Consider the following 14,015-nt stretch of genomic DNA (forward strand, 5'->3'; position numbering starts at 1 on the left):
TGTGCGCACATTCTTGCTACGTTGATAGGTAAGCGCTGTCATTCGCTTGTTGAAGCGCAAACCGGAAAGGAGGGAAATGATATTTCATAAGGGTTTTCACCATTATACGGGAGGGATTGCTGTGAAACGAAGGCATGCTTTTTCGAAAAAACTAACGTTCTGCCTGCTCAGTGCAGCCATACTGTTTGCTCCTCTGTTTGAAGGACACGGATTGGCCGCCGGAGAGAGCCAATACTCGGCTTCCGCAACGGCAAGCAGCTACGACTCTCGCTGTGCTTGCAATGCTACGAAAGCGGTGGACGGCAGTCTTAGCACACGCTGGTCCGGCGAAGGCGACGGCACTTGGCTGAGGCTGGATCTAGGATCTGTCAACCCGGTTTCAATGGTTAAAATCGCGTTTTACAACGGAGATTCGCGAACCTTCACCTTCGATATTCAGACCTCCACCGATGGCTCCAACTGGATTCAGGCACGGAACGCTGTCACTAGCGCTCAAAACAACCAGCTGCAATCCTTCCCCATCCCCGTCGCGGAAGCCCGGTATGTACGCATTGTGGGCTACGGCAACACCTCCAACCAATGGAACAGTTATACGGAGGTCGAAATATGGGGAGGCACTGCGGATGGAGGAGGCGGAACCCTTGACCCGGCTAAACCCCCTTCGGGCAATTTTGACCTAACCAAGTGGAAAATCACCCTGCCCGACGCGTCCGAGATCCAGGCCGGATCACTCGCCAGCGGGTATGTGCATCCGGATTGGTTCTATACCGATCCCGTCACCGGCGGCATGGTATTTACATCGCCTAATATCGGTGAGACCACCACGAACAGCACCTACACCCGCTCCGAGCTTCGTGAAATGCTGAATCCGTCGACGAACAGCGCCTCCTCATGGGCCAACAACTGGGTAACCTCTACCTCCTCCCCATCCATAAAATCTCAGGCAGGCGGCGTGGACGGAACGATGAATGCTACCTTACGCGTGGATCATGTCTCCGTCAGCGGGAACGAAGCCGATAAAATCGGCCGCGTCGTGGTCGGGCAAATCCATGGCCCAAGCACCGAACCGATACGGCTCTATTACCACAAGCGTCCTTCGGACAGCAAGGGTGCCGTTTATTTTGGAACCGATGACCTGGACAACAACAACACCTGGGTGAACATTCTCGGCGGACCGAACCAGCTAAATCCTGCAAACGGCATTGCCCTTGGCCAGAAATGGAGCTATGAAATCAAGGTGACCGGGCTTCTTATGACAGTGAAAATAACCCCTGAGGGCGGATCGGCCACCACGGTGACGCATACCCTCCCTAGCGGTTATAACGATAAGTATCTGTACTTCAAAGCCGGCGTCTACAACCAAAACAAATCGGATACCACCCCTGATCAATCCGATCATGTCAAAGCCACTTTCTTCTCTCTAACGCACGTGCACCCCTAACATCCACTAGCCTAATCCCATCTCAGAGCAGTCAAACGACGGCTTCACGGTTTCTTAAACGAACTTCATGCACCCATATTGAAAAGCGAGGGATGATATGTTGAAAAAGCAACTTAACCGGATCTCATGCCTGATCCTCTGCCTTTTGGTCGTAATGAGCGTCATGGTTTCACCAGCGCAGCTTATGGCCGTATCGGCACAACCTGCGGCAGAGGTTGATCTTGCGGATGAATCTTTTGCATCGAATTCCGATCCCCTGCCGGAACCAGAAGGGCCGGATATTCTCTTCTTCTCCGATAATTTTGATTCGGAGCGCTACGGAACCGCGGGTGGTGTCGTCGTTCCCCTGCCCTGGGTTCAGACCGGAGAAGGCGGAAGCAAAGCCAAAACTTCCTTATCCAGCAGCGCGCCGTCCACGCCAAACCTTATGAAGATCGATGTAACCGACTCGGTCTATCTGCCTGTCAATACGACGGGGTATGGCAACATCAAGTTAAGCTATTATACAAGAGCTTCATCCTATGTCAGCGGAAGCATTGTGGCCGAGTGGTCCGGTGACGGCGGAGCGACCTGGAGCACGCTGGAGGAGTTTAAACTGGCCCCGGGAACGCCCGAAGCGCCGCGCAGCGAATCCAACACGCTGAAAACCTGGATGCTGCCTCCGGAAGCCAACAGTAACCCAAATGTACGAATCCAGTTCCGGGTAGGTGATCCGATGAACGCGAATATGTACATCGACAGCGTCTCGCTGTCGGGCCAGGCCATCCCCGGCATTCCGCCTGCGGTCGATCCCGTGCCTGAACCCCCGCCGACCGAAACCGGCCCATACCCTGCTCCGGAAGGCGTAACCCTTTATGAGGACGTTTTGATCGGCAAAGCCGGCGACCGGGACCTCTATACGTCCATCGCTGTTCCGAACACGCCGCCAGCCGAGCCTATGCCGGTCATGATCTACATTCACGGCGGAGGTTGGAATAAAGGCGACCGCAAAAACGCCCTCGGCAGCATCTGCAACTATGTCCTTAAACGCGGGTACATCGGCGTATCCTTAAGCTACCGCCTAACCCCCGAAGCGCCTTACCCGGCCCAAATTCAAGACGTGAAGCTGGCTATCCGGTATTTGCGCGCCCATGCCGAGCAGTACCACATCGATCCGAGTCGCATCGGCGTTTGGGGAACTTCGGCGGGAGGGCATCTCGCTTCCCTCCTGGGAACGACCGGAGACCTGACCAAGGAGGATACGGTTACGCTGGATACCGGAGATACGGTTCATCTGCCCGATATCGAAGGCGCAGGAGGCTGGCCGGAATACTCCACCAAGGTGCAGGCGGTGGTGGACTGGTACGGACCAGCCGATTTCACGACCGATTTTGCCGACCGCTACAGCTCGGTCACAAAGCTGCTCGGCGGGCATAACGCCCTGTCCGTTCCGATTGAAGCACGGCTTGCCATGCCTGGAACGTATGCCACTCCTGATGATCCGCCGTTCTGGATCCGCCATGGAGATGCGGATGCCACCATTCCCTACACGGACAGTGTCACATTCGCAGATCAGTTGACGGCCGCCGGAGTGCCGGTTGTGGATTTTGAGATCGTGCCCGGCCAGGGCCACGGTTTTACCGGAGAAGCCAAGGCAATCGCGGATGCCGAAGCTTGGTCCTTCATGGATCAGCACGTAAAAAATTTGGACGTAACGACACCGATCCTCTACAAGGACGGCTACACGCCGCCTGATCCAACGAATCCTACAGATCCAACCAATCCGACGGACCCGACCGAACCTACAGATCCCGATCCCTCTCCGGGCGTTCCCGTTGAGGTTGGCCGTTTGGGCCCTACAGACGATGCCCTGATCGACAGCTCCAAACCTGATACCAATATCAACTCGGCTACAGGCACAAGTTTCGGACTTCTCAGCGTTTCATCCGGTACAACCAACAAAAAAGTTGTCTATTTCAAATTCGATGCTTCCACCCTGAGCGATCCGGAATACCGCTACGAATTTCAGGTCGCTGCAAAAAAAGGCACCAGTAACACGGATCTAGAACTCTCCCTTTATGGAATCGAGGACACGGCTTGGAGCGAAAACGATCTAACCTGGAACAATGCGCCCGTGAACAGCCTCGATCCGACCGCTTATATTGGATCGTTTACGGTAAAGGCCGAGAATAGCGGGCGGCCGGAGGTGTACAGCGTCGATGTGACGGACTATGTCCGCAGTCGTCTTGCGAATGGCAGCGTATCTTTTCTCCTTGCGGATGCGGCCCATACCGGTGTCAGCGTCAATATCTATACCAAGGAAGCCAACGGCTCCAGCAATCCAAGGCCAGCGCTGGTCGTAAGCGAGTTGGTGGATTCTAGTCAGGATACGACGACGCCGTCCTGGCCGGACGGAAGCCGTTTGTCCGTCAGCAGTATCGGCGAAGATTATGTACACTTGGCATGGCCGTCGGCGGAAGACAACAAGTTGGTTGCGAAGTATAACGTTTATCAAAACGATGTCAAAGTAACGGAGTTGGGCTCCGACATCACCCGCTATGAAACGGAAGGACTGTCTCCGCACACGGAGTACAGCTATAAGATCGAGGCCGTGGATGCCGCCGGAAACGTCAGTCCGGTTCCGCTAACGTCATCAGTTACGACGCTTAGTGCTCCCTTAGCGCCTTGGCCTGTGGCCTCCGTCACGGCAAGCGTCAGCGACGGCAACATCGAGGATAATACCCTGGACCAGAATTTGTACACCCGCTGGTCTGCCGCCGGCGACGGTCCGTGGATCATGTACGATCTGGGCGAGACCCGGGACATCGGCTATCTGGGCATTGCCTTCTATAAAGGGGACGTTCGCGCTACGGAGATCGATATCGAAATCTCAGATGACGGCGTGACCTGGTCCCCCCTTTTCAACGGTTCGAGCAGCGGAACCACCACCGCGATGCAGCCTTTTAACGTTCCGGACACGAATGCACGTTACGTGAAGCTGACCGGGCGCGGAAATTCGGACGGCAGTGCCTATACGAGCCTGACGGAAGTCCATATCTATCCTCCTTTCGCTAACGGGGATACGCCCGTGGCGATCATTCCGGATTTTGTGCCGCAGCCGCCGGAGGGTACCGTTCCTTTTACCGCTCCAGGGATGAAAAATGCGGACGGCAGCGACCATCCGGTGCATCAGGCTTTTGTTGCTACCGGAAGGACGTTGAATGTGGTCGATTACGGGGCTGATCCTGCAGACAGCGGTTCGGACGATCGACCGGCAATTCAACGAGCGATAGATGAAGCAGTCCCGGGAGACGAGGTGTTTTTCCCGAACGGCGTGTATAACTTAAACAGTACTCCAGATGGCCTGACCAATCTGATACTGAAATCGGAGGTCAATTTACGGGGGGAAAGCCAAAATGGCGCGATCCTCAAGACCTCGCTGAACAAGGTCCGGAACAGCACCATGCTGAGATCCGCCAAGCAGCATGATCTGACCATCTCCAACCTGACGCTGACTTCCGCTTGGGAAGGTCAATATACGACCGATCACAGAATCAACAACCCGGATGCCGGCGGTCCGGACATGATGATCATTGCCGCTAATTATGGCGAGACGCCATCGTACAACATCACGATCGACGGCGTAACGATCGAAAAATTCAGCCGCATGGGCGTCCGCATCGAGAACAGCCATGATATCGTTGTCCGAAACACCACGTTCCGAAATGCTACGGACCTTGGACCGGGCGGTGCCGGGTACGGCGTATCCATTCAGGGCGTGCCGAAGGTCGACCGCAATGGGTTTGCTAATGATACCAGGTGGAATCTGGTCGAGGACTCTTCCTTCGAGGGGCCTTATCTGCGTCACGGCGCGCTCATACAGTATGTGGCCCATAACAACGTGATCCGGCGCAATGAATTCAACCAAGTCCGGTTAGATGCGATTGATCTGCATGGGGAACTGGAGTATTTTAACGAGATTCACAATAACCTGATCACCGACATGCCGTATGGCGGCGGCATCGGCATCGGAAATACCGGGGGAACCGCCCCGACCAATCACAGCAAATCCGGCCCGCAAAACTATATCCACGACAACACGATCCGCAATGCGCGGGAAGGCATCGTCGTATCAATGGGATCGCCGGATACCATTATTGAGAACAACCGGATCGAGAATACCGTCGACATTCCGGACGCCTCCGGTATCAACATTTTGAACGGGCCGGGCACGATCATCAAGGGCAACACGATCCGCCAAAATACCGCCGAGCATTATTGGGGTATTCTGCTCGAGCACGACAACGGGGACACCAACGCGGGCGGCATTGGAGCCGGAGATCCGGAGAACGTGCAGATTCTGGACAACCTCATCACCGGTAACAGTAACGGAATTCAGCTCAAAGCAGGCCGGAATATCAAGCTAAGCGGCAATACGCTGGATAACATCGGCGAGAACTTTACTGCGGCTCCTGGCGTCACGTATAGCGATCTCACCGTAGGCTTGGAGTACAGTACGACCGCCCCCACAAATGGAGACGTTATTGCAGCCTTAGTCTCGAATAGTCCAATTACCGTCATCAATAACGGTGGATCTCCAACTTACAAATTTACCGAGAATGGTTCATTTACCTTCGAATATGAGGATGCAGACGGCAACCAAGGTACGATAACGGCAACCGTATCGAACATCGATAAAGTCGCCCCGGTACTGAAGGTTACACTATCTCCATCATTGCTGAAATCGCCAAACCGCAAAATGGTCGATATTCACGCTGACCTGGAATCTAGCGATGAAGGCTCTGGCGTTGCATCAGTCGTGCTTACCTCTATTACCGTGGAGAGTGCGGGCGGCAAGGGGCATAGCAAAGATATCCAGGAGAATTTGAACGGGAGAGATAAGGAAACCGGTAAAAGTGAAAGCAAAAACAATCGAGGCGATGGTGGCGACCGGGGACCGGATATACAAGATGCCGAGTTCGGTACCTATGATACCCATTTCCGGCTGCGGGCCGAGAAATCGGAGCGTGGCCAAAGCCGAATCTACACCGTGACTTATACCGTGACGGACCATGTGGGGAATCAAGCGCAGGCAGTAGGAACGGTGAAGGTGAAGTGAGCTGAGTTGTATGTTAAGGAACTCACGAGGAGGAGCATGTTATTCTACGTTTACGTAGTGAATTATTATTAAGGTGAATGCACGGACAGGAATTCATCGAACAATCAAGCATGACATTCGTCGGAAGGGTAAGGAATGTTCGAATTCACTAATATCAAACGATTCCGGGAAATGAATAACCGAATCTGCTAGTAAAACACTAACTGATATATATCTCCCCATACAACAAAAGCTGCCCATACCGCTCTAACGGTTGGGCAGCTTTATTGTTCAAAATAACGCTTCATTATATAGATGTGACCTGAGAGAGCAGCTTGCACGTTATATTCTCGATTCACTTACTTGGTCTATCGAAAAAACCCAAACGGTGCAGCACGGTCATGATTCGATAAAAATCAAAACTGCCCTCAGGATCATGCAATACTTCTGCCTGCTGTGCAGCTTGTACTGCCGGTTCTGCCCAAGCTGGAACTTTAGCCGGTTTCTCTGTCTCTACGGCCTTGAGCCTTGTGTTCAACTGCTTCATGGCATTGCTCTGCTCCTCTAACAATTTTATAGCAGAAGCATATTGCTTACTAAGCTGCTGCATCTGCTCTTGTGTTTTTTGCAGCTCGGCCGTCAATTGTTCAATTTTCATGCGTTCCTCCTCCTCTGGATTAAGCAAATCATATTGATGGAGCAAATTCTGCTCCATTAAGGCGATGAGTTTTTTCGGATAATTGGGGTCTGTGGCATAGCCCCCTCTCCAAATCTCCGTCGCCGCCGTTTTATAATCCGCCCACAATACGCCATGGTAACGCTGTGGCTTATCTCGCGTGCCGTTTAGGATCAGTCGGGTATGATCGGCAACCGATTCATGCCAGTTGTTGTACTTACGAAACTGGGCATTGGTCGTATAGGGTGTCTGCCCCCGGTATTCGGTTGTCTGCATGGTGACGCTTCCCGCCGGACCGGTTCCTTTGATGCCAAACAGATTGTTCGCTTTTTGCGTTAAACCGCTCATTCCCCAATTGGATTCCAAAATTGCCTGAGCGAGCGTAAGCGAAGCAGGCACCCCGTACTGGCGCATATCCTGGGTGGCTATAGGTGCCAGCTTGGCTATAAATTCAGAGGGTTTCATCCTTTTTCTCCTCCTTTCGTGCGGTTGGCTTATCCCCTTCTTCGGATTTGATCTGGAATACCTGTACCACATTACGCAGGGACTGGGGGATCGGTACCCCCATTCTTCCCACGTTCTCAATAATAGACAGCAGCTCATTCGCGAGATAGAAGAAGATCACCGTATTCTGAAAATAATTCATCTCTCCCAGCACCCGGTCCACCAGATGCATCAGGGCGATGATGAGAAAAATGGTCATTTTGCGTGCAATTCCAGTATAACCAATACGGCTGCGCAGCTCGCCGTTCATCCAGGCCGCGCCCCATCCGGTCAACCAATCGATCACCACGAACCACAACAACAGATGCAGCGGCAGCGACCATCCGCCCCAGACGTACCCTGTCACGGCCCCCGTCCCCGCCACCAGCATCTTAAACAGCTGACCGATGTGCTCATACATAATACTTCCTCCTTTATAATGGTTTTGAAGGTGTGAAAAAGCCCTCGGGGAGCCGAGGGCTTGGATTGAAGTTATTACTAGTTGCTTTAAGCAAGAGATAAACCTTTTTAGCATGTACATCACTTCGCCTGCGGATCATGCTTACGATCGCTGTTGCCCCCGGATTTTCCTGAGAACTTATGGATAGGGTTAAAATCCGTGGACAAAGGCGACCGCTTCGCTTCTCCAGCATGATTCCGCCTTCTCCGTTGAAGCTTCTTTTCATGTAAGACTATTCTAAGCAGCGTTTAGTATGCCTCGCCAGTGATGACTTCATATTCTTCCGAGGTTATCACGCCAAACGCGACATACTGTCTCAATTGAGGCTTCTGCGCCCACTTCTTTTCATAGTAGTACTTCAATCGTTCAAAATCGTTCTCGAACATCGTCTACCTCTCCTTTCGCTCAGCTATTTTCTAATGACAACAACCGCAATTCAAGCCCTACAATTTGAGCCCCCTGCGCCTCATTTTGTTGGCGCAACTCCATGGCCTCCAGCTCTCGTGCAACCATCTCGGTACCTAATCGATTCACTTCATTGGGTTCAATAGGGTGAGGTCTGGTTAGCTCCTCGATTTCTTCCTGGGTTAGGCCTTCGATCCAAAGAGCTGGTTGAGGCGGAGATTTTAAAATAGGCAGGTCACCGCGTTCTTCCTCCGACAGTCCTCGCCATTTCGCAAGGGCCTCCTCAAATGAATCTTGAGCTGCACTTATGGCAGTTTGGTATGCAGTCCAGGCTTCAAAATCAAAACGTGGGCGGAACAAGCCGGGAGTCACCGGGAAGCCGATGATGTAGCCGGAAATGTTGGATTCTGTTTTGTTGGGCGACTCACCTTCTGATTGTGCATTACTATCAACCGTTTGGGACTTAAAATCTGGTATCGCTTTCCCTAAGTGGGAATTAAAAGGGACGACACCGGTAAAGGTATCGTCCACGAGAGTGTCCTCTAAATAGAGGCCGTCTGTTTTTACTTTAGGTACTGCTTTCATGGGATGCCTCCTTTATTGTTCGGCTAGGAATATAATATGGTCTAAACTAAGCCAGTCTAATGGACTTGTGGTATTAACGGTCACATTACCTGTTGGAGTAACTCGGAGGTCCATCATACTATAAGAAGCAATACCTCCGGACAATCCCGCAAATATAAGGACTTTGTTTGGGCGATATCCTGGGGGAAGGTAAAACATTGTACCAGAAACTGTAACTTTAATCAGTCCACTTAATTTAACCCAATTTCCAATTTTAGTATAACTTGGTTTACGGAAATTTGTATCGGGATATTCAGTAGCACCATTAATCAGAGTAGGTTTAACCCATACAACAGAGTTATCCTTATCCACCTTCTTATTCATCAGCACGGATACAGCGGTCGCATTCTGCTGCACGGCTTCGGTTAACTCTTCGAGCACGGCAATTTCATTGGCTGCGTACGATCCGTTGACTGGGACGATAGGCGACTTGTCCAACATTAGGTAGGTGGTAGAATAGGCCGCTGATGGGTCATAAATAGTATTAGGCTGCTTCTCCTGTATGAGCGCCCCGTATTCGTCTGTAACGTATTGTACCCACCCGTTATCCTGTAAGCTGTTTTTATATACAGCTATTACATTTTTCGCCTTATATTTAAATCCTTGTGAAGTTGGGTTAGCTACAGGATTACCTATGTTCCATACATTGTTGGCGTCTTTTGATGGTTTTGCATTTTCCCGCACCACAAGCCCCGTCCCAACTTCGATCTTATTATCGCCTTTATTAAACGTCAGCGTACCTTCGGATACAATCGGCTCGACTTTTGGCGTTGCGAGTTGGTATACGAGTTGATAGGGCGTCCAGTTTGGTGCTTGCATGGTGGGTACTGCATTATCTACTTTACCTAACCAGTCGATAATTCTCACCCACGACTTATGAGAACCGTCAGTTCTGTTGTAAAGAGTCGACGCACCGATAGTGCCGTCAAACATCCGCCAACCCATAAAGTACGCCTTAATCTCATCGGTTGTCGGCGTATAGTTGTTGCCCCATCCACTGTCTGTATTAGGTATGGATAAATATAAAAAATTATCCCAAATACGCGTTAAGTCTCCTGTTGTCCAAGTAGCATTAACTCCAGTGTCTAATATACTTAATAGCTTTCCATCATATTTTTGGACATACAGACGACCTTCATCATCATTGTCATTTTTAGACATTGCATTTTGAATATCAAGCCTCATTACCTTAAAATCTAAACCCGCAATGCCAGAGGACGAGTAAAATGTATAATTGGTGCTTCCGTCTAAGACGATCTTTTTCCACTTAGCAAGCTTGAAATACTGCCCATCCTTTTCGAACACTTCGTCAGCATTCGCCCCTGTCAGTGGATCGGCGTATAAGTCCGTATGCAAAGCAAGCATGGTGTCTTTGCGTGGTTTGAACGGTTTTGGCGTGTTGCCAAGGGTTAGCATAGGGTTATTTACCTGTCCGACAATACCAGCATCAATATAAACACTTACAGTAGTATTATTACCGCTGTTAAATGTGCCTCCTGTATTTGTTAAATCTAGAAGCACAGAAAAAGACGTTTTATTGTCAATGATTCTAATCCTAACCCCGCCTACACTTTCAAATGAAAGGGTATAGTCAGTGAACGGCTTAACCAAAATAGATATGTTGGTCCAAGTGCCTGCATCGTATTCAGGTTGAAGATATGAATAGGGCGAAAGTATTTTTCCCTTGTTATTAATATGGCCCCACTCATAAAACGGCGGCAACAGATTCTCCCCGTATCGGATCGCATACGGATTTCGTACAGGTTGGACGCTATCGACGTATGGATATTTAGCAGCTACTTGAGCAGCTGTCATTGCCCCGAGTTTATTGTACTCTGAGTGTGTAATTTCATAGATCCGGAATCCGTCAAAGTAGGATACATCCCCCACTGATCCTCGAATGAGTCCATGTAATACGAGATTACCTGTCCCCTCAATATCAGAGGGTTTTATTCTCAAAAAGGAGGGGTAAAAATTTTCTGTGTCCGTAACTGGCGTTCCATCTACATTGATTTTTCCAGGGACTTCTAAAACCAATCTTGATTTTGCTCCCATTGCCGATTTTACATCTACGACGGCAACATAGTATCTAGATCTATCTATAAGATGGGCTATTTGTCGGTATCCAGTCCCTTGACCGTTTCCTCCACTTATAACTGTTACTTTTAGACTGTTAGAACCGTAGACTTTGTTGCTTGCATCAATGGATATAGTCGACGTATTATGCGTCCAACCGCTGATACTTTCACAATCTCCATCCCGCCCCAACAAATTCACCAACGTCCGCCCCTTAATCCCACTTAACTTAAAAGGCGCGCTCCGCTCCGCGTTCACGATCTGAAGCCCCGGCTGCAGCACGACTTCCCTGCGTTCTTCCGTATCCAGGCGCTTTTCCAGAGCATGGATGGCCTCACTGCTTTCACCCGCGAACCGATCTACGGCATCCGCGTTCTGATCAATATACTTCTCCAGATCGAAATACGTCGTGGACGGCGAGGTTCGATCGATTTTGTTCAACCCGATATTCGGCGTAACCGGATTCGTCATTTAGGCTCCTCCTCCCAACAATCTGTCTTGTGTTGTTGCTGATATTTCCTCAAAGGTCATGCCCTCTACCTCGGCAATGGTGAGATAACGCAAAGCGTAATCCACAGCCATATGCGCGGGTTTGATCTCCTCAATGGCTGATTTTAGATCGCTTAAATTTGGTGGAATACCCAGCGTATCTCGAAAATGAATCGTCACTTTATAATCCGCTGGTTGGACGGTTACCTCGATGCTGCCCCGCTCATAGGCTTGCGCCACATTTTTGAGCATGCTGGCGGACACCTTGCCGCTTCCCCGCATTTTCGAGATGATAACCGAACGCCGCTGCTCGATCGGCTTGGAGAGGTTCACCGGAATGTTCAAGTCCTGCTCGAACCGGGATAGCGCCCACGTAGCGGTTTCGGGATAATACTGGTCCACCTGATCCTCCAGTTCCTGCGCTAACTTGTCCAATTCAGCCCCTTTTGCTCCGGCAATGGCTTTCATTTCTCGAACATCGTGATAATAGGACGGCAGGTAACCCAGCCAGGCTTCGGCTTTACTCATCGGACCGTCACCGTCCCCAGGACAGCTACCGCTTCCGGTTCGATCGGAATGCTGTCCGTTCCTCCGTTCACGGTCAATACCTCGTAGTCGATGACCGCCGGAATATCCAAAATCACGTTGGCGATCCGGTTATACCGGACCAACGGGTCGGACATAGCCAGATCTTTCAGATACTGGCGAACACCCTGCTCAATGGCTTCCTGCACACCATCCGTTCCGGCTCCATCGAGCAGCGTAACCTGTACTTCAATATTTACTGGCACTTCAACTGCCCCAACAACGGTGACAACCGAACCGACCGGAGCTGCCCCTTCCCCCATACCATCCATGGTCGGATCGATATATTGCTGTACCGATTCCACTACGGAAAGCGTAGGCGATCTCATTTCGTTATCCAGCAGAACCACCTTGACGGTGCCCGGACCATTCCATAAAGGAAAAGCCTTAGCCTTTCCAACCCCGGCTTTCTCCCTTGCCCACAGTTCATACTGATTCCGGTTTGCGCTGGTCACGGGTCGGGAGATTTTTTCGCGGTATCGGTCATACAACGCTTCGTCCGACTCGGTATCTTCACCAGGTACCCAGAGCTCCATCAGCTCTGCCTTCACCAAGCCTTCTACGTATTCCAGCGGAAGCAGCGAGCCGAATCGGCGGTTGCCTTCCTTCCCGCTTGTCTCGCATTCCAGAACATATTGCCCTGTATCCAGACGGGTCATGACTTTGTAATTCAGCGGATCCAATGAAAAACGACTCCCTAGAGGCACATCCACCGGGGTGCCGTTACTGCCCGAAAATTGCCCCAGCAGCTGTGCTTTAGTAGCCTGCTTTCGGGTCAGTCCCGACCAGGCAATACTACGATCCAAAAATTCGCCCGAGGCCGTAGCGGCAAATTTCAGGTTCATGGAGTACCCTAATTCCACGTACATCTGGGCAAGCTCAGCCGCAGAGGGGGCCAACGCATCGTATATGATGCTCCCCTCTCTTTTGTCCATGCCATCCGGGATGCGATCCAGCATCCGCTCCAGAATGGCTTCATACGTCTGTTCCTCAACCATCCTCCCTCACCTCCTTGGTCTTACTGTAAGTGCCATACACACTTCGGACCGTAAACTCTGCCATGGCCAACTCACCAGTAAACGTAATATTCATGTCATCCACCGACAATACGCGATCATCCTGCAGTAGCGCCTCCTTGATATGCCGCTCGATTTCAGCATAGGCCCACAGCGGGTCGCGGCCAATGACGGAGTCTAGCTCCTGCCCATAGTTGCTGCTGTAGATCAGATGCTCAAATCGGCGAGTCTGAAGGATTTTGACGACAGCCTGTTTAACGGCTTCAAGACCGTCAATGTGACCGGATATCGTCCCTTCCTCCAGGTTCAAGTTATACGTCAGACTAGGCTGCTCCAGTGTTTCCACAATCTCGCTATCTGGCTCCAGCATTCCTCCCTGCGGAATCATGACGGCTTCACCAACCGATCCAGCACGAGATACGTTTGCCCGCCTTGGTAACGAATGAGCAGCACCGTATCACCGATCTCCAGCCCTTTTCGAATCACATATTCCGCGCCGCCAATGTTCAGCTTGTACTCGGTCATTGATTCTCCGATAACTAAAAAATCCTCCGTCAGGCTAAAACGCTGATCCACGTTCACCTCCAGAGGATGGATTGATGTGACTGTGCCGTACAGCACCGCCATCGGGTTTGTGCTTCCCACGGCGCTGAGACTGGCTTTTTTGATAATATCCAGCATCA

At 51.1% G+C, this 14,015-nt stretch carries 11 protein-coding genes; 2 read left to right on the forward strand and 9 right to left on the reverse strand.

Features of this window, described 5'->3' with window-relative positions:
- The first annotated feature begins 121 nt into the window (after window positions 1-121).
- Window positions 122-1,441: a polysaccharide lyase family 7 protein gene (locus MKX98_RS28265; protein ID WP_339219731.1), complete on the forward strand. Its 1,320-nt coding sequence runs from the start codon at window positions 122-124 to the stop codon at window positions 1,439-1,441.
- Window positions 1,442-1,538: 97 nt separating this feature from the next.
- A complete protein-coding gene (locus MKX98_RS28270; protein WP_339219733.1) occupies window positions 1,539-6,539 on the forward strand; it encodes an alpha/beta hydrolase fold domain-containing protein in 5,001 nt (1,666 codons plus the stop codon).
- 334 nt (window positions 6,540-6,873) lie between these two features.
- Here MKX98_RS28270 and MKX98_RS28275 read toward each other — a convergent pair whose 3' ends face one another.
- The 9 genes from MKX98_RS28275 to MKX98_RS28315 all read right to left on the reverse strand — a co-directional run bounded on the left by MKX98_RS28275 (window position 6,874) and on the right by MKX98_RS28315 (window position 14,013).
- Window positions 6,874-7,659, reverse strand: a complete 786-nt coding sequence (locus MKX98_RS28275; protein WP_339219735.1) for a glucosaminidase domain-containing protein — start codon at window positions 7,657-7,659, stop codon at window positions 6,874-6,876.
- Complete coding sequence (locus MKX98_RS28280) at window positions 7,646-8,098, reverse strand: phage holin family protein (protein ID WP_098748788.1); 453 nt, start codon at window positions 8,096-8,098, stop codon at window positions 7,646-7,648. The genes MKX98_RS28275 and MKX98_RS28280 overlap by 14 nt, the downstream gene beginning before the upstream one ends.
- A gap of 287 nt (window positions 8,099-8,385) precedes the next feature.
- Window positions 8,386-8,523: an XkdX family protein gene (locus MKX98_RS28285; RefSeq protein ID WP_076324751.1), complete on the reverse strand. Its 138-nt coding sequence runs from the start codon at window positions 8,521-8,523 to the stop codon at window positions 8,386-8,388.
- A gap of 19 nt (window positions 8,524-8,542) precedes the next feature.
- Entirely contained in the window at window positions 8,543-9,127 is a 585-nt protein-coding gene (locus MKX98_RS28290) for a hypothetical protein (RefSeq protein ID WP_339219737.1), read from the reverse strand.
- A 12-nt stretch (window positions 9,128-9,139) separates the two neighbouring features.
- Complete coding sequence (locus tag MKX98_RS28295) at window positions 9,140-11,713, reverse strand: hypothetical protein (protein ID WP_339219739.1); 2,574 nt, start codon at window positions 11,711-11,713, stop codon at window positions 9,140-9,142.
- Window positions 11,714-12,259, reverse strand: coding sequence for a YmfQ family protein (locus tag MKX98_RS28300; RefSeq protein WP_339219741.1), 546 nt, complete (start codon window positions 12,257-12,259; stop codon window positions 11,714-11,716).
- Window positions 12,256-13,314, reverse strand: a complete 1,059-nt coding sequence (locus MKX98_RS28305) for a baseplate J/gp47 family protein (protein WP_339219743.1) — start codon at window positions 13,312-13,314, stop codon at window positions 12,256-12,258. Before MKX98_RS28305 ends, MKX98_RS28300 begins: the two co-directional genes overlap by 4 nt.
- Window positions 13,307-13,720: a DUF2634 domain-containing protein gene (locus MKX98_RS28310; protein WP_339219745.1), complete on the reverse strand. Its 414-nt coding sequence runs from the start codon at window positions 13,718-13,720 to the stop codon at window positions 13,307-13,309. Before MKX98_RS28310 ends, MKX98_RS28305 begins: the two co-directional genes overlap by 8 nt.
- On the reverse strand, window positions 13,717-14,013 hold the full coding sequence (locus MKX98_RS28315) for a DUF2577 domain-containing protein (RefSeq protein ID WP_071222469.1): 297 nt from the start codon (window positions 14,011-14,013) through the stop codon (window positions 13,717-13,719). The genes MKX98_RS28310 and MKX98_RS28315 overlap by 4 nt, the downstream gene beginning before the upstream one ends.
- Window positions 14,014-14,015: the final 2 nt, after the last annotated feature.

It is taken from the genome of Paenibacillus sp. FSL W7-1332 (assembly GCF_037969785.1).
Classification (GTDB): Bacteria; Bacillota; Bacilli; order Paenibacillales; family Paenibacillaceae; genus Paenibacillus_AQ.